At 45.3% G+C, this 19,037-nt stretch carries 19 protein-coding genes and 1 other RNA gene; 1 reads left to right on the top strand and 19 read right to left on the bottom strand.

The window, feature by feature from the left end:
- Positions 1–18: 18 nt before the first annotated feature.
- The 3 genes from C558_RS30960 to C558_RS0113010 form a co-directional block, all read right to left on the bottom strand.
- The gene (locus C558_RS30960; protein WP_018756716.1) at positions 19–363 is read right to left on the bottom strand and encodes a hypothetical protein; all 345 of its coding nucleotides are present in this window, start codon (positions 361–363) and stop codon (positions 19–21) included.
- Positions 360–593 carry a DUF1540 domain-containing protein gene (locus tag C558_RS0113005; RefSeq protein ID WP_040674920.1) on the bottom strand — a complete coding sequence of 78 codons (234 nt, stop codon included), beginning with the start codon at positions 591–593 and terminating at the stop codon, positions 360–362. The genes C558_RS30960 and C558_RS0113005 overlap by 4 nt, the downstream gene beginning before the upstream one ends.
- Before the next feature lie 100 nt (positions 594–693).
- On the bottom strand, positions 694–1,191 hold the full coding sequence (locus C558_RS0113010; RefSeq protein ID WP_018756718.1) for a YpuI family protein: 498 nt from the start codon (positions 1,189–1,191) through the stop codon (positions 694–696).
- Positions 1,192–1,336: 145 nt separating this feature from the next.
- Here C558_RS0113010 and C558_RS0113015 point away from each other — a divergent pair, with 145 nt between their 5' ends.
- On the top strand, positions 1,337–3,232 hold the full coding sequence (locus C558_RS0113015) for a S8 family peptidase (protein WP_018756719.1): 1,896 nt from the start codon (positions 1,337–1,339) through the stop codon (positions 3,230–3,232).
- A gap of 61 nt (positions 3,233–3,293) precedes the next feature.
- Here the strand turns inward: C558_RS0113015 and rnpB are convergent.
- The 16 genes from rnpB to C558_RS0113090 form a co-directional block, all read right to left on the bottom strand.
- Positions 3,294–3,696: RNase P RNA component class A (gene rnpB / locus C558_RS32570), an RNA gene on the bottom strand.
- A gap of 96 nt (positions 3,697–3,792) precedes the next feature.
- Positions 3,793–4,908, bottom strand: a complete 1,116-nt coding sequence (locus C558_RS0113020) for a Nif3-like dinuclear metal center hexameric protein (protein ID WP_018756720.1) — start codon at positions 4,906–4,908, stop codon at positions 3,793–3,795.
- A complete protein-coding gene (locus tag C558_RS0113025) occupies positions 4,884–5,657 on the bottom strand; it encodes a tRNA (adenine(22)-N(1))-methyltransferase (RefSeq protein WP_040674923.1) in 774 nt (257 codons plus the stop codon). The genes C558_RS0113020 and C558_RS0113025 overlap by 25 nt, the downstream gene beginning before the upstream one ends.
- Position 5,658: 1 nt before the next feature.
- Positions 5,659–6,507, bottom strand: coding sequence for a hypothetical protein (locus C558_RS0113030; RefSeq protein ID WP_018756722.1), 849 nt, complete (start codon positions 6,505–6,507; stop codon positions 5,659–5,661).
- A 112-nt stretch (positions 6,508–6,619) separates the two neighbouring features.
- On the bottom strand, positions 6,620–7,753 hold the full coding sequence (gene rpoD, locus C558_RS0113035) for an RNA polymerase sigma factor RpoD (protein ID WP_018756723.1): 1,134 nt from the start codon (positions 7,751–7,753) through the stop codon (positions 6,620–6,622).
- 38 nt (positions 7,754–7,791) lie between these two features.
- Positions 7,792–9,621 carry a DNA primase gene (gene dnaG, locus C558_RS0113040; protein ID WP_040675000.1) on the bottom strand — a complete coding sequence of 610 codons (1,830 nt, stop codon included), beginning with the start codon at positions 9,619–9,621 and terminating at the stop codon, positions 7,792–7,794.
- 41 nt (positions 9,622–9,662) lie between these two features.
- Complete coding sequence (locus C558_RS0113045) at positions 9,663–10,121, bottom strand: YaiI/YqxD family protein (protein WP_018756725.1); 459 nt, start codon at positions 10,119–10,121, stop codon at positions 9,663–9,665.
- Positions 10,122–10,241: 120 nt separating this feature from the next.
- Entirely contained in the window at positions 10,242–12,320 is a 2,079-nt protein-coding gene (gene glyS, locus C558_RS0113050) for a glycine--tRNA ligase subunit beta (RefSeq protein ID WP_018756726.1), read from the bottom strand.
- A gap of 1 nt (position 12,321) precedes the next feature.
- The gene (gene glyQ / locus C558_RS0113055; RefSeq protein ID WP_018756727.1) at positions 12,322–13,200 is read right to left on the bottom strand and encodes a glycine--tRNA ligase subunit alpha; all 879 of its coding nucleotides are present in this window, start codon (positions 13,198–13,200) and stop codon (positions 12,322–12,324) included.
- Between the two features lie 287 nt (positions 13,201–13,487).
- Positions 13,488–14,234, bottom strand: a complete 747-nt coding sequence (recO, locus tag C558_RS0113060) for a DNA repair protein RecO (RefSeq protein WP_018756728.1) — start codon at positions 14,232–14,234, stop codon at positions 13,488–13,490.
- A 45-nt stretch (positions 14,235–14,279) separates the two neighbouring features.
- Positions 14,280–14,420: a YqzL family protein gene (locus tag C558_RS33155; protein WP_018756729.1), complete on the bottom strand. Its 141-nt coding sequence runs from the start codon at positions 14,418–14,420 to the stop codon at positions 14,280–14,282.
- Between the two features lie 123 nt (positions 14,421–14,543).
- Positions 14,544–15,449 carry a GTPase Era gene (gene era, locus C558_RS0113070; protein ID WP_018756730.1) on the bottom strand — a complete coding sequence of 302 codons (906 nt, stop codon included), beginning with the start codon at positions 15,447–15,449 and terminating at the stop codon, positions 14,544–14,546.
- A gap of 26 nt (positions 15,450–15,475) precedes the next feature.
- Positions 15,476–15,889 carry a cytidine deaminase gene (gene cdd, locus C558_RS0113075; RefSeq protein WP_018756731.1) on the bottom strand — a complete coding sequence of 138 codons (414 nt, stop codon included), beginning with the start codon at positions 15,887–15,889 and terminating at the stop codon, positions 15,476–15,478.
- A 13-nt stretch (positions 15,890–15,902) separates the two neighbouring features.
- Complete coding sequence (locus C558_RS0113080) at positions 15,903–16,280, bottom strand: diacylglycerol kinase family protein (protein ID WP_018756732.1); 378 nt, start codon at positions 16,278–16,280, stop codon at positions 15,903–15,905.
- Positions 16,280–16,777: an rRNA maturation RNase YbeY gene (gene ybeY / locus C558_RS0113085; protein WP_018756733.1), complete on the bottom strand. Its 498-nt coding sequence runs from the start codon at positions 16,775–16,777 to the stop codon at positions 16,280–16,282. Before ybeY ends, C558_RS0113080 begins: the two co-directional genes overlap by 1 nt.
- An 11-nt stretch (positions 16,778–16,788) precedes the next feature.
- Entirely contained in the window at positions 16,789–19,023 is a 2,235-nt protein-coding gene (locus C558_RS0113090) for an HD family phosphohydrolase (RefSeq protein ID WP_018756734.1), read from the bottom strand.
- Positions 19,024–19,037 lie beyond the last annotated feature (14 nt).

Genomic DNA, 19,037 nt, shown 5'->3' on the forward strand with positions numbered 1-19,037 from the left:
GTCGCCTCGTTGCTCTTATTACCGTATAAAGAATGCAAATACAAAAAATGCAACCCCACCAAGAATCATCGACCAACTACCTAAGCCACGCTGACCTTGCTGATAAGCATAAAAGCCAAGGATACCAGCCGTTGGTCCCATAATGACAGGCCAGAAAAATAATGAAGCGATCGCAAACACAAGAGCAATCCAGCCCAAGCTCACCCCTGCGCCTGCATCTGCATCTTCACGAGCAGTACGGCCCATATCATCCTTCTCGACCCAAGCGCCTGGTGCAACTTCCGCACTGTATTCTTCCCTGTCTTCTACGCTTCCGCGATGTTCTTCCTTCACATGGTGAGATCCGTTACGTTTCTTCTTCACTTGGATCCACCCTCTTTGTGCTTGAACGTGTGGCAGCATGTGACGGAAGAGGTAGGCGCTTTCTCAGGCGCTTTCGAACCGAAGTCCGCAGCGAATTCGGCATCATATTGAGCTTGTGCATTCGCATCAATGTCAATGATGATGGATTGTGCATGACATTTGTTCCCTGCAGCCCAGTAACTGCAGTTCGCAACACTACAATTTACAATTGGTTTGGTTGTTGTCATCATTTATCACCCCAATTACAAGTTACCCTGCATTGCGGTGCACTAAACAAGTAAATATTAGAGGTCTTTCAAAAAATCGACTGAACGATTTTAGACGTTCACATTAAACTTTCTGGTTCTGCATCCGACGTTGTGTCAAATAATCACTCTCATAATAAGTAAGGTCTTCGCGTAACTCCTCGTACACCTTGCTAAGCTCCAAAATAATCTCCCGAGCCAATCGAATAGGCTTCTTGCTGAATCGAATAGCATCTTGTCCTGTATAAGCATACCGTCCGTCTTCCGAATAACATTCATTCTTCGGATAATAAAAGCTATTCACGCAGCGATGATAAACGTCATATAAAGCTTTCTCGCCAAAATCGACATCAAATGTCGCACGTCTAAGCGCTACACCGAGCGCTTCATAAGATACTTCGGAGAATACAAGCAAATGCCGCATGTCAGACAAATATCCTTGGTAGAATTCGGTCATTTCTTGGTCTTCTTCCGCTAATTTCGCAAGTGAATACTCATTCAAGAAGCTCTCCATCTGCTTAATCACAAGCTTTAATTTATCTCTTGTTGATTCACAAAGTTGCTTCACATTGGCTGCTGACATATATGGCTCCCCCTTAGCAAATGTTCCAACTAAATCCTACCATAAATCATTTCGAAACGGTACTCTTTTCCTGTCGAATAAAATGACCTCCAGAGTCTCAATCTAAGACGAGAGTTTATTATTCAGGACAACGGAGGGATTACTTATGCGGCGAGGCCTTATCGCCTTCTTATTCGTGATCGGAATCGGGGTGCTACTATACCCCATCATAACATCTAATAACTCGACACCCAAAGGGCCGCAGCCGACTCCACAAGCTGCACCAGCTGCACCTCGAGCTACTGCCCTGCAAGAGAAGAACATAAAGCAGATGGTAGTACAAAATGACGTACAGTTAACCGAAAAGATGTGCAAAATCGATTGCAACCATCATCTTCATCAAATGCTTCAAGACCTGGAACAAGCCTCACCCGCACAAATAAAATCCTATGCTGCGAAATTGCAGAAAGACCATCAGCATATGGCTTACCTCGTCTGGGTGAACAACGAAGAGCATCGTGAGTATGGACAATTGTCAGAAACTCTGCAACCGGAAGCTAAGGCTCAACTGGAACAGGAAATCCAGAAGGCCAAACAAAAAGTCAAGCAGCGTGAATCTTATGAAGCGTCGCCAACCCTGAAAGGGGGGCATAAATACCTCGTTCTCGGTGTTCCTTCCAAAACCAATGAGAGCCACGGTATTGTCGCTGCCATCAATCAAGAAATATTAAACACAGTTAATAAGCATCAGCGCCGTAATCTTCGTCTGATCCCTTATCCGCATGATCAAAAGTACCGGGTGAAGACAGTCGATACGGATGATGGGAAAAGAAAACGGGTCACCCAAGGCGAGCAAAACGGCGATACGAGCCACTACTATACGAATGAGATCGTCGTTCGCTTCAGACACCAGCCAACAGAAAAGCAGCTGGCGCAAATGAAAAAAGATATCCATAGCAGCTATGTTCGGCAGGCAGGCTACGCATTCATTTTCCGCTCCAAGTATATGTCTGCGGAGGAATTAGAGAATTACTTCAAGAAATGGGATCCCGTTTATATCGAGCCGCATTTCCTCTACATGACCAATGATGTCGCTGTAACACCAACAAACGGAGGCGAAGAGCAGCCGAATGATTCGCTCTACAAAGAGTACCAATGGAACTTGCCTATCATTGATACGAACAAGGGCTGGGGGTTATCAAAGGGTAATAACCAAGTTATTGTCGCAGTGGTGGATACAGGGGTAGATATTAACCATCCTGACCTGAAAGGCCAACTGCTCAAAGGCTATAACGCCATTGATCCTGGCTCTGACCCTATGGATGATGTTGGTCATGGCACTCATGTTGCCGGGATTATCGCCGCCAAAGTCAATAACCGTGAAGGGATCGCCGGTATGTCTTGGTATAACAAGATTCTGCCGGTCAAAGTACTCGATAATTCTGGTGCTGGAACAACCTATTCTGTAGCGCAAGGCATCATTTGGGCAACCGATCATGGAGCAAAAGTCATTAACCTCAGCCTTGGCAACTATGCTCAAGCCAATTTCTTGCATGATGCAATTAAATATGCTTATGACAAAGATGTCGTCGTCATCGCCGCTACAGGGAATGATAATACAGATCAACCTGGTTATCCAGCTGCTTATCCCGAGGTTTTCGCCGTCTCTGCGACGAATAAATCGAAGCATCGCGCTTCCTTCTCGAATTATGGTGATTATGTCGATGTCGTTGCTCCAGGTGAAAATATTGCGAGTACATTCCCGAATAACCAGTATGCAGCGCTTTCCGGTACATCAATGGCCTGCCCGCATGTCTCGGCACTCGCAGCGCTCATTCGTTCTGCGAACCCGACGCTTAAAAATACAGAAGTCATGGATCTGATGCGGAAGAGCGTTATCGATCTGGGACCTGCTGGTAAAGATATTGATTTTGGTTATGGTCAAATTGATGTGGTCAAAGCATTACAAGCCGCTGATCAACAAAGCCATACACTCAATTTCTTCCCTTATTCCGTCAAAAAATCAATGGATTCGGCGGAGGCAAAATATATTCATAAATAAAGCCGTAAATGAAATAAAACCCGCAAAACACGATAGCCGTGTCTTGCGGGTTTTATTTAGCGTGGAAAGCTCGCCATAAGCCGGGTTCTGTACTCACCGTGGTACAACGGGAGCTACCCTCCCACTTGTGAGTGACAATCATCTATCTAGACCGTACATTACTGCACGGTTCCAGCGACCAACCCAGACGCGCCTCGGGCTAAGGCTGCAGCCTCGAAAGCTGCCAGCGTCTCATTAGGTCTTGCTCCAGATGGGGTTTACCAGGAACGAAGTCACCAGCGTTCCTCGTGGTCTCTTACACCACGGTTCCACCCTTGCCTGATCCGCTTGCGCGGCCATCGGCGGTCCATTTCTGTGGCACTATCCTTCAACTCGCGTTGACTGGACGTTATCCAGCATCCTGCCCTATGGAGCCCGGACTTTCCTCTCGTGAATAAATCACCAGCGATTGTCTGTCAAACTTTCCGACAACATACGTTAGTATACTCGCATTTCCGTCAAAGCACAACCTCAAACTCCTTACAATCCTTGCTTATTATGGAACGCGTGGCAATCTTCGTTTATACGAACTGAAATGGCTCTGTATTCAGCTCTGATGCGAATACGCGCGTCGCATATTTATTCTCATCCATTTTCTTCTGTAGCATAGCAGCCACAGCAGGCTTGACAATTTTCTCGACGTTATGGCCAGGATCAATAATCGCAATTCCTGCAGCAATTGCATCATGCGCCGTGTGATAATCGATATCGCCTGTTACGAGTACATCAGCACCGCGGAACAGCGCATGCTTCACATAACGGGAACCCGAACCGCCTAAGACAGCAACCTTCTTAATTTCTCGATTGAGATCGCCCACCACACGTACTTGCGGAACATCGAAACGCTCTTTCACCCGAGCCACTAATGCATCAAGTGTTATAGCTTGATCCAGCTTCCCTACGCGACCTAACCCAAAGCTGCGACCTTTCAGATCCATCCGATAGAGATCGTAAGCGACTTCTTCATATGGATGCGCCTTAAGCATCGCTTGAATCACTTTACGCTGAATACTTTGCGGTACAATCGTCTCAATCCGCATCTCAGGTACTCGCTCCATTACACCTTCACTACCGATATAGGGATTCGTACCTGCGAGCGGTACGAATGTGCCTGTCCCTTGGCTATTGAAGCTGCAATGGCTGTAATTCCCGATATGACCGGCCCCTGCATCCAGTACTGCACGAAGCACTTTTTCATAGTCCGTCTCTGGCACGAACACAACAAGTTTGAACAACTGATCATTATGAATTTCCTCTAGACAAGTGCAATGCTGGAGCTCCAACGCATCTGCCATCAAGTCATTCACGCCGCCTTCCGCGGTATCCAAATTCGTATGTGCAATATACACCGCAATGTCGTGTTTGATGAGCTTCTCATACAGCTTGCCAATCGGTGAATCCGTAGTCAGCTGCGCAATGGGACGATAGATAATGGCATGATGTGCAATAATCAAATCTACCCCTTTAGCAATCGCCTCATCTACCACTTCCTCCGTAACATCCAGCGCGACGAGAATGTTACGGATTTCCTTGTTCAAGGTACCGAGTTGAAGACCAATTTTATCGCCTTCCACCGCATAATGCTTAGGTGCGAATTGCTCCATATATTGAATTACGGTCTGTCCTTTTGCATACATTGCAGTACCTCCTCAATCTGCTTCACAAGCGCTCCAAAGGCCTGTTCCTTCTCTTTTGCTTCCGGTGCCTGCGATTGCTGCATGGTCTGAATGATCCGCTCGAATTTGTTCTTCTCCGATGACCATTTGCTTGCGAATGCGTCGTTCCGCTGCGCCAGCAAGTATGGGCCCATCCAAATCAATTGTTCCCGAGATACAGCAATACCGAATGACTCCAACGGATTATTCGTATAGAGGGCCTCATTCTCTTCCTCCGCCTCTTCATGACGAATCGCTACAAGGACTTCATAGAATTTGCCGTCCTCTTCAAGGAGATGTTCGTCGATTAACAACCAATTTTCTTGCAAGAGCCATGATCGTACGGTATCTTCACCAACATTCGGTTGAAGTACAAGCCGCTGAACGCCTTGCAGTTTGGAAGGATCCGCTGATAAGATTTTTACGATCAGGCTGCCGCCCATTCCAGCGATTGTAATGACATCGACCTCGCCTGGCTGGATTACCGCAAGACCATCTCCACCCCGCACATCAATGAATGCTTCCAACTTCTCTTCACGCACTTGTTTCCTTGCAGCTTCCAGTGGACCATCATTCACTTCGCCAGCAATCGCATGTACCGCTTGTCCATTCTGGACCAAATAGCAAGGCAGCAATGCATGATCCGAACCGATATCCGCAACACGTGATCCTTTGGGTACTTGTCTTGCTATCATCGTTAATCGTTCTGATAATTTAATAAGTTTCGTCATCTTATACAACCCACACAATCCATTTTTTTCGTAATGTGAACAACAGTGCTGCTCCAACCAAAATTTTGACGAATAACGCAAACTGAGTTAATCCTAATAACGCTTGATCATATAGCATCTGGTGCAATTCTGGAACGAACCACAATAATGCGCCAACCAGGAAAAGAACCGCTGATCCCGCCTTGTTCTTATGGTGTACGTACCAACTTAACCAGAGCATCACGCCTGAAATTGGGAGCCAGAATAGCTCCATTTCATACCAGGTTGGGTCCGGCATTGAGCGTGTAAGGAATGCACCATAAATCAATAAAAGTCCTGCCCATCCGCAAAAATGAAGCAGAGGAACCCGCAAAAATATTCCAATCAACAGCCAGGTTATACTGCAGCCAATGACAAGCGACACAACACTTAATTCAGTATCCAACTGGTGCCAGCGGAGCAATAGCATCCCCACCGTAATCATTGTAATGCTTCCGATTCCTATCAACATAAGCCCAATTGTCTGATTCTTACGCTTAATCTTCGCTCCAATTCCATAACAACAGGTGATAAAAAGGATCCCCGTGAAAATTTGCATTGCCGGATGAAATCCTTTAAAATGAAGTACAACAAAACAAATCAAGGAAAAAATAGCAATTCCAAGCAAACATTGTTTCCAGCTCCATTGCAGAACGCGTTCGGCTCGGAACCAGGAGGACTTCGAAACACTTCCATTTGATTGCTCATCGGGATGATCTTGATATAGATTCAATAGAAAATCGCAATATTGGTCAGGCAATAATCGGCTTTCACGCCAATGATGAATTTCACGTACAATGATTTTGCGTTTATCCAGTTTTTCTGCTGTCATGGCTCTTTAACCTCTCCCTTATGTGAGAACCGCAGTCGATTGGAGATCCATAATTGCTTCCTTTTTAACAAAAAGACCTACTGCAAACCGCAGAAGGTCCGAACAATGCGCTTTATTCAAGAAAATCTTTAAGACGTTTACTGCGGCTTGGATGACGCAGTTTACGGAGTGCCTTCGCTTCAATCTGACGAATCCGCTCACGTGTTACGCCGAATACTTTACCAACCTCTTCTAACGTTCTTGTCCGACCGTCATCTAATCCGAAACGTAAACGTAGAACGTTCTCCTCACGCTCGGTTAACGTATCAAGAACATCTTCCAATTGTTCCTTAAGCAATTCATAAGCTGCAGCATCTGCCGGAGCTAATGCCTCTTGGTCCTCAATGAAATCACCTAAATGTGAATCATCTTCTTCTCCGATTGGTGTCTCGAGTGAGACAGGCTCTTGAGCAATCTTCATAATCTCACGAACTTTATCGGTACTGAGTTCCATCTCAGCTGCAATTTCTTCTGGTGTCGGTTCACGTCCTAACTCTTGGAGTAATTGACGGGAAACCCGAATCAATTTGTTAATGGTCTCAACCATATGGACAGGAATACGAATCGTTCTGGCTTGGTCTGCAATCGCACGTGTAATCGCTTGACGAATCCACCAAGTTGCATACGTACTGAACTTAAATCCTTTGCCATGGTCGAACTTCTCAACGGCTTTAATTAGACCCATATTGCCCTCTTGAATCAAATCTAGGAACAACATGCCGCGGCCCACATAACGCTTCGCAATACTTACAACGAGACGTAAGTTCGCTTCAGCCAATCTCCGCTTCGCCTCTTCGTCACCATTCTCAATTCGAATCGCGAGTTCAACTTCATCGTCTGCGGATAAGAGTGGTACACGACCTATCTCTTTCAAGTACATCCGAACAGGATCGTTGATCTTAATACCCGGTGGGAGTGTTAAATCATCATCGAAATTAAATTCATCATGTTCTTGATCACGTTCCCGATCATCGGATCCTCGCATGCTCATATCTTCGTCGTTCTCATTGTTAACCTCAATACCATGGTCAGCAAGCTGCTCGAAAAATTCATCCATTTGCTCCGGATCTTGGTCAAACGGTGAGAGCTTCTCCATAATATCTTTGTAACTAAGGGTGGATCTCTTCTTACCAATTTCAATGAGTTGTTCTTTCACTTGGTCTAATGTCAATTCTGTTTCTAGTTCAGTATGTTGATCATTCGCCATAATTCGACTCCCTCCTCCCTAGAAACTGCGTTGGTGCATCATTTCAGGTCTCTCTCTAGGGTTATAATCTCAATTCCAAGCTGTGCAGCACGCGAAGAATCACCAGCACGCACCGCCTCTAACACTTCTTCCTTCTTCCGTTTAATTTCAAGCTGCTTGGGTACCTTATGAATTTCCCGAATATAATCATCAAGCACTTGAGTATTAAAGTCCATCGGGACTTCCATCATGGAGATCGATATTGCAATCTTCTCCAATCGGTCATCTGACAAAGAAGCAATAAAGCGGCTAATGTCTGGTTCTTTACCTTGCGCATAGTATGCATATAGATAAGCAGCAAGCGCTGCATGATCCTCTACGTTAAATTCATATCCGAGACGTTCTTCTACATAACGAGTCACATCCAAATCCTGCAGCATCATTGCGAGCATTGTACGCTCTGCATTATGGTAAGCTGGCAGTAAGTTTGGTGGTTCTGTTACTCGTTTTTCATTCATAACATTATTCCACCAATTGTCGTTATTATCCCCAACTGGTTTCTTTTTTTGCAAGGCAATTCGAAATTCATTACATTCCTGCTTGAGTGTCTCATAATCAAAGATTGGAAACTGTATTGCAAGATCTTTCAAATACACTTCACGTTCCGTCGGCGATTGCAACTCCGCGATCAATTTGGTCGCTTCACGCACATACCGCTGTTTTCCACCGTCTTCTAGCAGTATATGGCTTTTTTTCAGATATATAAGCTTAAATTTCGTTGGAGCAACAGCTGATTCAATAATTTGTTGACGGAACCGTTCTTTCCCATGTGTTTTTATGTATTCATCAGGATCCATTCGATCAGGAAGAATACCGACTGATACGCGAAAATCCGCTTGTTCGAGCATCGGAATGGCTTTCATTGCCGCTGCTTGTCCAGCATCATCGCCGTCATAACAGATGACGATTTCTTCCGCCTGCGTCTTCAACTGATTTAAATGTTCGGTTGTTAATGCCGTCCCCATGGTAGCTATTCCGTTCGTTACGCCAGCATCCCAGGATTGAATAACATCCGCATATCCTTCGAATAGCACAATTTGATTCTGTTTGCGGATCGAAGATTTCGCTTGATTCAAATTGTACAACACACGGCTTTTGTTAAAAAGCATTGTTTCTGGTGAATTCAAATATTTAGGCTGACCATCATTCATGATCCTTCCAGCGAAAGCAATTACCTTGCCATTGCGGTCCCAAATCGGAAACATGATGCGGTCTCGGAACCGGTCCACATACCCGGAGCCATCGGATCGAAGCGACAATAGGCCGCCCTTCTCCATCTCCGAGAGGTCAAATTCTCTCTTCGTCAGGAATTGAGACAATGTATCCCAACGATTCGGAGCGTAGCCAATTTGAAATTGATCAATCAGTTTATCCGTAAATCCACGGCCTCGCAGATACTCCATTGCGGGCTGACCATGATCCGAATTCTTAAGCAGAAAATGATATAACATTGCAGTCAAATCATGGGCCTTGAGCAAATCGTCGCGACGCTGATTGCGCGGAAAGTGTTCCATCTGCGCGTTCCATTGAACGGGAATATTCGCATCTTCAGCGAGCATTCGAACTGCTTCAGGAAATGAATATCCTTCAATTTCCATGATGAACTTGATTGCATTCCCACCCTTACCGCAACCATAACAATGGAAAATCTGTTTCTCCGGTGTAACGGTAAATGACGGGGTTTTCTCGGAATGAAAAGGACAGAGTCCTTTCATATACTTCCCTTGCTTCGATAGATGAACATATTTGCCGACGGTATCGACGATATCATGATGCCGCAGCACCGTCTCAATAACGTCCTCCGGAATGTTGCCATTACCGGTACTCATCACAACCACCTTCATCCGTACGTAGTATTTATTCGCTATTCCTACAAATTCTCCTGCAAGTTCTTTAAAACTTTTGTCAGTTTGTGTTGAAAAGTTTGTCGATCCTCATCTGTAAAAGGTTTGGGACCTTTGCTATGCTTGCCGCTTCGACGTTGTTTGGCTTGCGTATGCCTGCGGTCTAGCAGGAAATCAATCGTCTCATCCGTATATTGCTGACCGCGTGTTGACAGAACGATCGCTCGTTTGGCAAGACCGATGGTCGCCAGACCAAAATCCTGTGTAACGAGAATATCCTGCGCTTGAATCCGATTGGCAATATAGAGATCAACAGATTGATCGGATCGATCCACTTGCACAATTTCAACACCTTCTGAAGGCTGTAGTCGATGATCAAATGAGGCAACCATCAAGACGGGAACCGAGAATTGTCTGGATGCTTGAATAATTTCCTGCTTCACAGGGCATGCATCTGCATCCACTACGATTCGATACGATGTCATTACGATGTAAGACCACCCGATTCATTTTGAATAATATGAAGAAAGAGAACTTATATTCTCCTCCCCCATATTATATACGATAGAGAATTAAAAAATCCTGCTCGCTCGCTTAACTTAACTTTAAGCCCACACAATTTTGGAGAAATCTGCAAACAATTTCAGATCTTCCGCAATGGCATGGAGCTGTGCCAATCGATTCGCACGAACATCAGCATCCTCAGCCATCACCATTACTTTATCGAAATAAGCTGTAATGGCATCCTGCAATCCGCTAAGTTGTTCAAGTGCAGCCGCCATATCTCCAGCTTGCAACGCTTCATGATATTTGGCATGAACCGCTTGATGTTGATTGAACAAGTCATGCTCAACCGATTCTACAAATTTAGATGCATTAATCTCGATAGAGTCTGCCTTGGACGCCAAATTGGATACGCGATTGAAGGATTCAATCGTTACTTTAAAGTCAGATTGCTCCGATACGACCTTCATCAATTGCGTTCCACGCGCAACAACAGATACGAGATGATCGAATCCACTTGCCATGACCGCGTCTACGACATCGTAACGTACTTTGTCTGTGAACACATTCTTCACGCGAAGCGCAAAGAAATCACATAGATCTATACGTATTTCATCACGGTTTCGTTTCAACAATTGTGCAGAACCATGAATATCCATCGCCATGTCGAATAATTCCGTAAGATTGATCGGCAGCTTGTGATCAAGAATGATCTGTACAATACCTGCAGCTTGACGACGGAGTGCGTATGGGTCCGCTGATCCTGTAGGAATAATACCAATGGAGAAGCAGCCAACGATCGTATCCATTTTATCCGCGATACTCACGATAGCCCCAATTAGTGAAGCCGGAGAATGATCTCCCGAGAAACGTGGTTGATAATGTTCGTTAATGGCAGCTGCAACTTGTACAGGCTCTCCCGCTTTACGTGCATAATCTTCACCCATTACGCCTTGCAGTTCAGGGAATTCATAGACCATTTGCGTCACAAGATCGAACTTGCAAATATCTGCTGTGCGGCTAACAAGCTTCGAAGTATCCGCATCTGCTTGCATACGTGCAGCAAGTTTATCCGAAATCGCACGAATCCGACGAACCTTATCACCAACAGTACCTAGTTCCTCATGGAATACGATGGTTTCCAATTTCGCAAGTGCATCTGCAATCGGGAAGTTCTGATCTTCATCATAGAAGAATTTCGCGTCAGACAGTCGTGCACGCAATACCTTCTCATTCCCTTTTGCTACCGTATCAATCGCATGGCGATTCCCGTTACGAACAGTAACAAAGAACGGCAGCAATTGTCCGGATGCATCAAGCACTGGGAAATAACGTTGATGTTCACGCATCGATGTAATTAGCACCTCTTGCGGAATTTCCAGGAAGGAAGGATCGAACGTACCGAACAAGACATTCGGATATTCAACGAGGAACAAGACTTCCTCTAGCAGATCTTCCTTGATCGCAATCTTCCATTGCTTCTCGTCAGCGAGTGCATTGATTTGAGCCAAGATTAATTGCTCGCGTTCTTCAAGATCTGCAACGACGAACTGCTCACGCAATTTCGCTACATATTCCGTTGGTTCCGACACGACCGTTTCTTGACCTAAGAAGCGATGTCCTCGCGTTACATTGCTCGCAGTAACACCACAAATCTCTAACGGGATAATGTCTGTTCCGAACAATGCAACCATCCAACGAATTGGACGAACGAATTTAAAATCATAAGCGCCCCAGCGCATATTTTTCGGGAAGTTCATGGATGAAATGCAGTGCATGAGCCCTTCCGATAGAACCGAAGCCGTCTCTACACCCGCGCTGCTTTTATTTGCATAAATATATTCAACGCCGCTAAGCTCTTTGAAGTAAAATTGCTCAGGATCAACGCCTTGACTGCGCGCAAACCCTAATGCCGCTTTACTCCAATTGCCGCTATCGTCCAGTGCAATTTTACGCGAAGGGCCTTTCACTTCTTCGTTAATGTCCTGTTGTTTCTCAGCCACTTGATGGATGAGTACCGCAATACGTCTTGGTGTCGCATAAGCCTCAACTTCACCGAATTCGATCCGAGCTTCACTTAGCCATTTCATGACACGATCTTTCAATTGATCCATACTACTCCGAAGGAAACGAGCCGGAACTTCTTCCATACCGATTTCGAGTAATAAATCTCTAGTCATTCTACACATCTCCTTTCTTAAGCATTGGGAAGCCTAGCTTCTCACGCTCTGCCAGATACGTCGCAGCAATTTGACGAGATAGGTTACGAACACGTGTAATGTAGCCGGTACGTTCCGTTACGCTGATCGCCCCACGCGCATCAAGTAAGTTGAATGTATGGGAACATTTCAATACATAATCATAAGCCGGGAACACGAGATTCTGATCCATCGTCTTACGCGCTTCTTCCTCATAGGTATTGAACAATTGGAACAGCATTGGAACATCGGAAGTCTCGAAAGTATATTTGGAATGCTCGTATTCAGGCTGCAAGAATACATCTCCATATGTAATCCCGTCAACCCATTCCAATTCGAACACATTCTCTTTCGCTTGAATATAAGACGCAAGACGTTCTAGACCATACGTAATCTCAACGGCAACCGGATTCGTCTCGATACCGCCAACTTGTTGGAAGTATGTGAATTGGGTTACTTCCATCCCATCGAGCCATACTTCCCAGCCCAATCCCCAAGCGCCAAGACCTGGATGCTCCCAATTATCTTCGACGAACCGAATGTCATGTTCAAGTGGATCTACACCAAGACGTTTCAAGCTCTCAAGATATAGCTCTTGAATATTGTCCGGTGAAGGCTTCATAATGACCTGGAATTGATGATGCTGATAGAGACGGTTCGGGTTCTCTCCATAACGTCCGTCTGCTGGACGGCGAGAAGGTTCAACATAAGCAACGTTCCACGGTTCAGGACCAATGCTGCGCAAGAATGTCATTGGATTCAGCGTTCCGGCACCTTTCTCTACATCGTAAGGCTGAACTACGACACATTTTTGTTCGGCCCAGAAATTTTGCAGGGTCAGAATAATCTGTTGAAAATTCATTTTCCATACTCCTTTTCTTCTCTTTAATGGTTTCTGTACAACAAAAAACTCTCATCTCTATGCCTGTTGTACAGACATAGGGACGAGAGTATATTTTCCCGCGGTTCCACCCTACTTGATCAAGAAACTTGATCCGCTTTTCCTAACATGTGGTTTCGCTCGGAGTGCCCTTCATTCGCATCATTGGACCGGGCTCCCACCACCCCCGACTCGCTTAACTCAACCTTAACGAACTACTCTTTCCGACCACTTATACTTAAAAATACATAACTTGATTTATTATAGCGCTAAATATTGTATTTGTCCATCTGATCCAGAAAGTTCTGTGATTTGAGATGAAGTCCCATATGAATATCCATAAACGTGCGCATACATTGCTTCATCTGTGCCTTCGTCTCGGGCTTGACCGCAATATTGCCGAGCCTCCGCATATCCATCCGATCGAATAATCGAAGCAATTTAAGGGTACCTTCCGATATTATGATCGCTGCGGGGTCACGATTCTTGCAATGAATACATAATGTTCCCCCTAGCCGACTACTGAATAGCATGGGAGCATCATCACGCCCACACGAGACACAAGTCTGGAGCTCGGGATGGTACCCTGCTGCCTGCAGCATCTTCATCTCGAATAAGTGCGTCGTAATTTGCGGATCTTTGCCTTGTTCAAGCGCAGTTAGACAAGCGTTCAATTGTTCGAATAAAAATGCTCCGATTTCCCCTGCCTCGAGCCCACGGTCCAGCAATTCGGCGACGTACGACGCATATGCAGTCAAATGAAGCTGCTCACGCAGAACATGGTGAGATTCTAGAATCTCACCTTGATTCAAAGTCCCGAGCTGCCCGGTCTTAAAATACACGAATTCCCCGTAAGTGAACAACTGCGTTATTGCGGCATGCCGGCTTTTCACTTTCTTCGCACCGCGCACAAGAATGCCGACTTTGCCATTTGTCTTCGTACAGAGTGTGATGATTTTGTTCCCCTCACCGTAGTCCATGCTGCGGATGACAATGCCCTCCACCCTGTATAGCATGTAATAGCCCCCATGATCGCTCAATTCACCACCTAGAGGAGCACGTTATTCAACGACTTCATCTAGATTGATTTCTTCTAATTCCTCTTGTTCTGCTTCGATGTGTTGATTATTTACTTGGTTATACAGCAAATACGCATCGACATCCCCCGTCATTGCAAAATACTTCCACGAAAAATCTCGCATTCGTATTCATCCTTTCTGTTCGGAAGTGACTATGCTCTCCTTCATAGGATGTACGAAACACGGGGAACTATCCTGCAAAAAGACGGGAGATATGACTCCTAATCTTGGAATATTATCGATTCATTATGCGTCGTGACGGAAGCCCAGATCCTTCAGGATTCGCTCCTGATTCCGCCAGTCTTTTTTCACTTTAACCCATAATTCCAAGAAAATCCGTGATCCAAGCAAATTCTCAATGTCTTTACGCGCTTGTTTGCCAACTTCTTTGAGGAGCGCCCCTTGCTTCCCGATGACAATCCCCTTCTGCGAATCGCGCTCAACGTAAATAACTGCCATAATATTCACCACACCATTTTCCTGCACCTTCATATCCTCAATGGCTACAGCGATGGAATGTGGAATTTCTTCGCGTGTCAAATGCAGAATCTTCTCGCGAATCAATTCTGCGCAGACGAATTGCTCCGGGTGATCTGTGATTTGATCATCTGGGTAATACTGCGGCCCTTCCGGCAAATATTTTGTTACCTGTTCAAGTAATGTATTCACGTTATTCCCGTTCTTCGCAGAGATCGGCACGATTTCTGCAAATGGATATAAATCCTTATAAGCAACAATAATCGGCAGCAGCGCTTCCGGTTGGACTTGGTCGATTTTATTCATCACAAGGAATACCGGTGTCTTAATGCGCTTCAGTTGCTCGATAATATAGCGGTCCCCACCACCAAGACCTTCTGCAACATCAACCAAGAACAGAACGGCTTCAACTTCATTCAGCGTGTTCAACGCAACGGTGTTCATATAGTCGCCAAGCTTGGATTGACGTTTGTGAATACCCGGTGTATCCAAGAAGACGATTTGATTATCGCTCGATGTATAGACCCCGTGAATTTTGTTCCGAGTTGTCTGAGGTTTATCGGACATAATCGCAATTTTCTGTCCAATCACTTGGTTCATTAAGGTTGATTTACCAACGTTCGGCCGTCCGATAATCGCGACGAAACCGGATTTAAATTGTTTTGACTTTTGCATGGATGTACTCCAATCCGTATTTTAAATTATGAATGATCTAAGCTTCGTGAATCGAACGCTCCCGGTAATAAATCGCCTACGGTCGTCTGCGTCCAATCCCCTTTAATATTCCCCATAAATACGGGCATCTCACGACCGCACAGTTCTACTAATACTTGGCGGCATACACCGCATGGCGTAATCGGAGTGTCCGTATCGCCAATCACTGCAATCGCTTGAAAGCTGCCAGGCTGATGCCCATCCGCAATCGCTCTGAACAGAGCTGTCCGTTCCGCACAGTTCGTAGGTCCGTAAGCTGCATTTTCTACATTACAGCCTAGATGTATTTTCCCTTGACTATCGAGCAGTGCGGCCCCCACTTGAAACTTCGAATAGGGTGCATAGGCTTGCAATCGCGCGAAAGCCGCTTGTTCCAATAATTTTGACCCATCTACATGCATCATTTATCGCTCCTTAGAATAGTGTCTGAATCCAATTCATTACTGGAGAATAGAAGATGATAATCCCTATAATGACGGCAAAAACCGCAGTGACAAGTACAGCACCTGCGGCTATGTCTTTGGCGGCTTTGGCAAGCGGATGGATTTCTTCAGTCGCTAGATCGACCGCATACTCAATCGCCGTATTTATAAGCTCTGCCCCAATCACGAGGGTAATCGTAATTAGCAGCACTAACCACTCCATCTTCGAGATGGAGAATAGGAACCCCGCCGCGATAACGAATACGGAAGCCGTCAAATGAAATGGCATATGACGTTCCGTACGAACCGCACGCATAATACCTGACAACGCCGCAACGAACGGATGGACCGCATACCGCCGCTTCTTCATTATCTCGTCAGACCCGCTTGGCGAAGTACGGCTTCCTGCTTACTCATCATTTCTTGCTCGCTTGCCTCATCTTGGTGATCGTAGCCAAGCAAGTGCAGGAATCCATGTACGAACAGAAATCCTAGCTCTCGTTCTAAAGAATGCCCATACTCTTCACTCTGCGCACGAGCACGTGTCACAGAAATAATAATATCGCCGAATGTATCTGTAATGGCTGACATCAAATCCTCTGAATCCACTTCATAGATGATATCCAGCTCTTCATCCTTTTCTTCATGCATGGCAAAGGAAAGCACATCTGTTGGTCGATCAATCCCGCGATAGTCACGGTTCAATTGATGAATCTGCTCGTCGTCTACAAAGGTTAATTCCACTTCCCCCTCTGTAACGCCTTCCATTTCAGCAGCAAGCTGTAATAACTGATTCAATTGCTCAATCAATGATTCGGGGATTTGCAGCTCTTCTTGTTCATTATTCCACTCTAAATGCAAACTCATGAACGACACCTCTATGATTTTGTTTTGGCTTTTACATCTTCTAGGTATTCGATCCGGGAATGGAATATGCCCATCACCGTCTCTTTCAAAGAGTGCGCCACAGTGTCCAACTCTTTCATCGTTAGATCACACTCGTTGTATTGCTGATCATCCAGACGGTCTTTGACGATTTTGGAGATCAGGGTCTCAATTTGATCAACCGTTGGATTACGCAAGGAACGTACCGCGGCTTCAACACAATCGGAAATCCCAACAATAGCAGATTCCTTCGACTGCGCTTTGGGCCCAGGATAACGGAAATCATCCTCCGTAAAATCCGGTTCTTTCCCTTGTTCTTCGGCTTGCTTTAACGCTTTATAATAGAAAAACTTCAGGAACGTCGTTCCATGATGCTGTTCCGCAATATCACGGATCGGCTTTGGAATTTTATAATCCTTGAGCATTTCGACACCGTCGCGCGGATGCGCAGTAATAATCGATTTACTAAGCTTCGGATCAATGGAATCATGCGGATTCTCAATATTCGTCTGATTCTCAATGAAATAGCTTGGACGCTTCGTCTTCCCGATATCATGATAGAAAGATCCTACACGACACAGCAATCCATTCGCACCAATCGATTCCGCCGCTGCCTCCGATAAGTTACCCACCATTACACTGTGATGATACGTACCTGGTGTCTCTGTCAATAGTTTGCGCAGTAATGGATGGTTCGGATTCGACAATTCCACAAGCTTCAGTGCCGATAGAATACCAAAAGTCACTTCGAAGAATGGCATTAATCCAATAACCAGCACGGCCGTGAGCAACCCGCTCGCAAAAGCGAATCCAATCGCATAGAGCACATCTTTTTGCGCAAAAGAATCACCGTTCAACATTGTCAACATCGCAACGGTCAACGCGCCGAACAGACAGATCATGATCCCTGCCTTTAAGATCGTCGATCGTTGGCTTGCACGATGAATCGCGAATACAGAGGCAAAAGATACAACAGCAGTAACGAAACCGAACTGGAAGTCAAAGATTTGGCCTTGTCCTACATTAAAAATAACGCTCGACATGACGCTAAAGATAAACGCGCATATAAAGGCAAGCGATAAATCAAGCAGCAATGTCACTAGCATGACGCCCATCGCTACCGGTGCGATAAAACCGATATAAGGTACTTCTTTGGTCTGCGCAAGACTTACAATTTGCATCGCAATAATATTTAAGAAGAAGATCAGGACGAGCATGAGCAGCTGTGCATTATGGAATTTGAAATTACCGCCGCCAGATTGTCTGATGAACATGAAGAGAACGAGCGACAGCAATATCGAGAGAATTAGCACACCGAATTGCGGCCAGTAATTCACTTCATTTTTAAGCAATTCCAACTCGTCCAGCAGCTGATACGTCTCTTGGGTAATTATTTCCCCTTTATGAACAACGATATCTCCCTGCTTGATAAAAATAGTCTGTGTATTCTCACGAGCTTGAACCTTCGCGTCTCTCGTCTTATCTTCATCGAAAAATTTGTTCGGAGTCAGCGAGAATCTTGCAAGCTCTTGCACCACTTCACGTTGCGCACGCTTGTTCAGGGAGCTCGTGTTCACGAGCTCGGCAACTTTAGCACGAACCGTCTCCGCATCCGTAATCTGATCATTCATCAATTTGGCTACAATGTCTCTCGCCACAGGTTTGATCTGAGCAATATCATCCGCCGTTAATCTCGCGACTTTGATATACGTTTCTTCAGGAATGCGGTATTCTTGCTCACTTACTTTCGATCGCATCTCTTCCAGCAGCTTGCTCGTGAAGTTCGAGCGGTTATTGTTCATGAACTCTGTTATATACTGATGATGAATATCCGGAATCGCTGTGCGGTAAATCCCAACCTTCTCGGTGAACGAAATTGCATCATCTTGATTCAAATTCTCGATCCGATTGATCATCTGCTCCGTAATATCTTGATTGCGCAGCGGAATAATCGTAAAGATCGGTTGTACCCGCTCCGCGGCTTGCTCTTGCGCCTTAAGTGTCGCTTTGTTGTTCGCGACCTGAGCCGGTGCGAGAATTTGCTTATCACTTGGCAAACCAACCTGTATGTTATATTTCTCCGGTACCAAGTGTGAAGCCAAGCTGAAATAAAAAAGAAGCGTTAAAAACAAAAACAGAAGAAAGCGTACGCCGACGCTGTACTTCCATCCTGTCATTTTATATTGAAATGTAGTCCCCAATACAGAGGATAGCTTTTTTTGGAACATAGAGACAGTCCTCT

It is taken from the genome of Paenibacillus terrigena DSM 21567 (assembly GCF_000374845.1).
Lineage (GTDB): Bacteria > Bacillota > Bacilli > Paenibacillales > Paenibacillaceae > Paenibacillus_K > Paenibacillus_K terrigena.

Bases quoted from the DNA above. Each gene is read 5' to 3' on its own strand.
- C558_RS0113080 (WP_018756732.1), bottom strand. From the start codon at position 16,280: ATGAAGAAGCGGCGGTATGCGGTCCATCCGTTCGTTGCGGCGTTGTCA.
- C558_RS0113015 (WP_018756719.1), top strand. From the start codon at position 1,337: ATGCGGCGAGGCCTTATCGCCTTCTTATTCGTGATCGGAATCGGGGTG.
- era (WP_018756730.1), bottom strand. From the start codon at position 15,449: ATGCAAAAGTCAAAACAATTTAAATCCGGTTTCGTCGCGATTATCGGA.
- ybeY (WP_018756733.1), bottom strand. From the start codon at position 16,777: ATGAGTTTGCATTTAGAGTGGAATAATGAACAAGAAGAGCTGCAAATC.
- glyQ (WP_018756727.1), bottom strand. From the start codon at position 13,200: ATGAATTTTCAACAGATTATTCTGACCCTGCAAAATTTCTGGGCCGAA.
- C558_RS0113010 (WP_018756718.1), bottom strand. From the start codon at position 1,191: ATGTCAGCAGCCAATGTGAAGCAACTTTGTGAATCAACAAGAGATAAA.
- C558_RS0113090 (WP_018756734.1), bottom strand. From the start codon at position 19,023: ATGTTCCAAAAAAAGCTATCCTCTGTATTGGGGACTACATTTCAATAT.
- C558_RS0113030 (WP_018756722.1), bottom strand. From the start codon at position 6,507: ATGACAGCAGAAAAACTGGATAAACGCAAAATCATTGTACGTGAAATT.
- C558_RS0113025 (WP_040674923.1), bottom strand. From the start codon at position 5,657: ATGACGAAACTTATTAAATTATCAGAACGATTAACGATGATAGCAAGA.
- C558_RS0113020 (WP_018756720.1), bottom strand. From the start codon at position 4,908: ATGTATGCAAAAGGACAGACCGTAATTCAATATATGGAGCAATTCGCA.
- rpoD (WP_018756723.1), bottom strand. From the start codon at position 7,753: ATGGCGAATGATCAACATACTGAACTAGAAACAGAATTGACATTAGAC.
- recO (WP_018756728.1), bottom strand. From the start codon at position 14,234: ATGCTATACAGGGTGGAGGGCATTGTCATCCGCAGCATGGACTACGGT.
- glyS (WP_018756726.1), bottom strand. From the start codon at position 12,320: ATGACTAGAGATTTATTACTCGAAATCGGTATGGAAGAAGTTCCGGCT.
- C558_RS0113005 (WP_040674920.1), bottom strand. From the start codon at position 593: ATGATGACAACAACCAAACCAATTGTAAATTGTAGTGTTGCGAACTGC.
- dnaG (WP_040675000.1), bottom strand. From the start codon at position 9,621: ATGAGTACCGGTAATGGCAACATTCCGGAGGACGTTATTGAGACGGTG.
- cdd (WP_018756731.1), bottom strand. From the start codon at position 15,889: ATGCATGTAGATGGGTCAAAATTATTGGAACAAGCGGCTTTCGCGCGA.
- C558_RS33155 (WP_018756729.1), bottom strand. From the start codon at position 14,420: ATGCGAGATTTTTCGTGGAAGTATTTTGCAATGACGGGGGATGTCGAT.
- C558_RS0113045 (WP_018756725.1), bottom strand. From the start codon at position 10,121: ATGACATCGTATCGAATCGTAGTGGATGCAGATGCATGCCCTGTGAAG.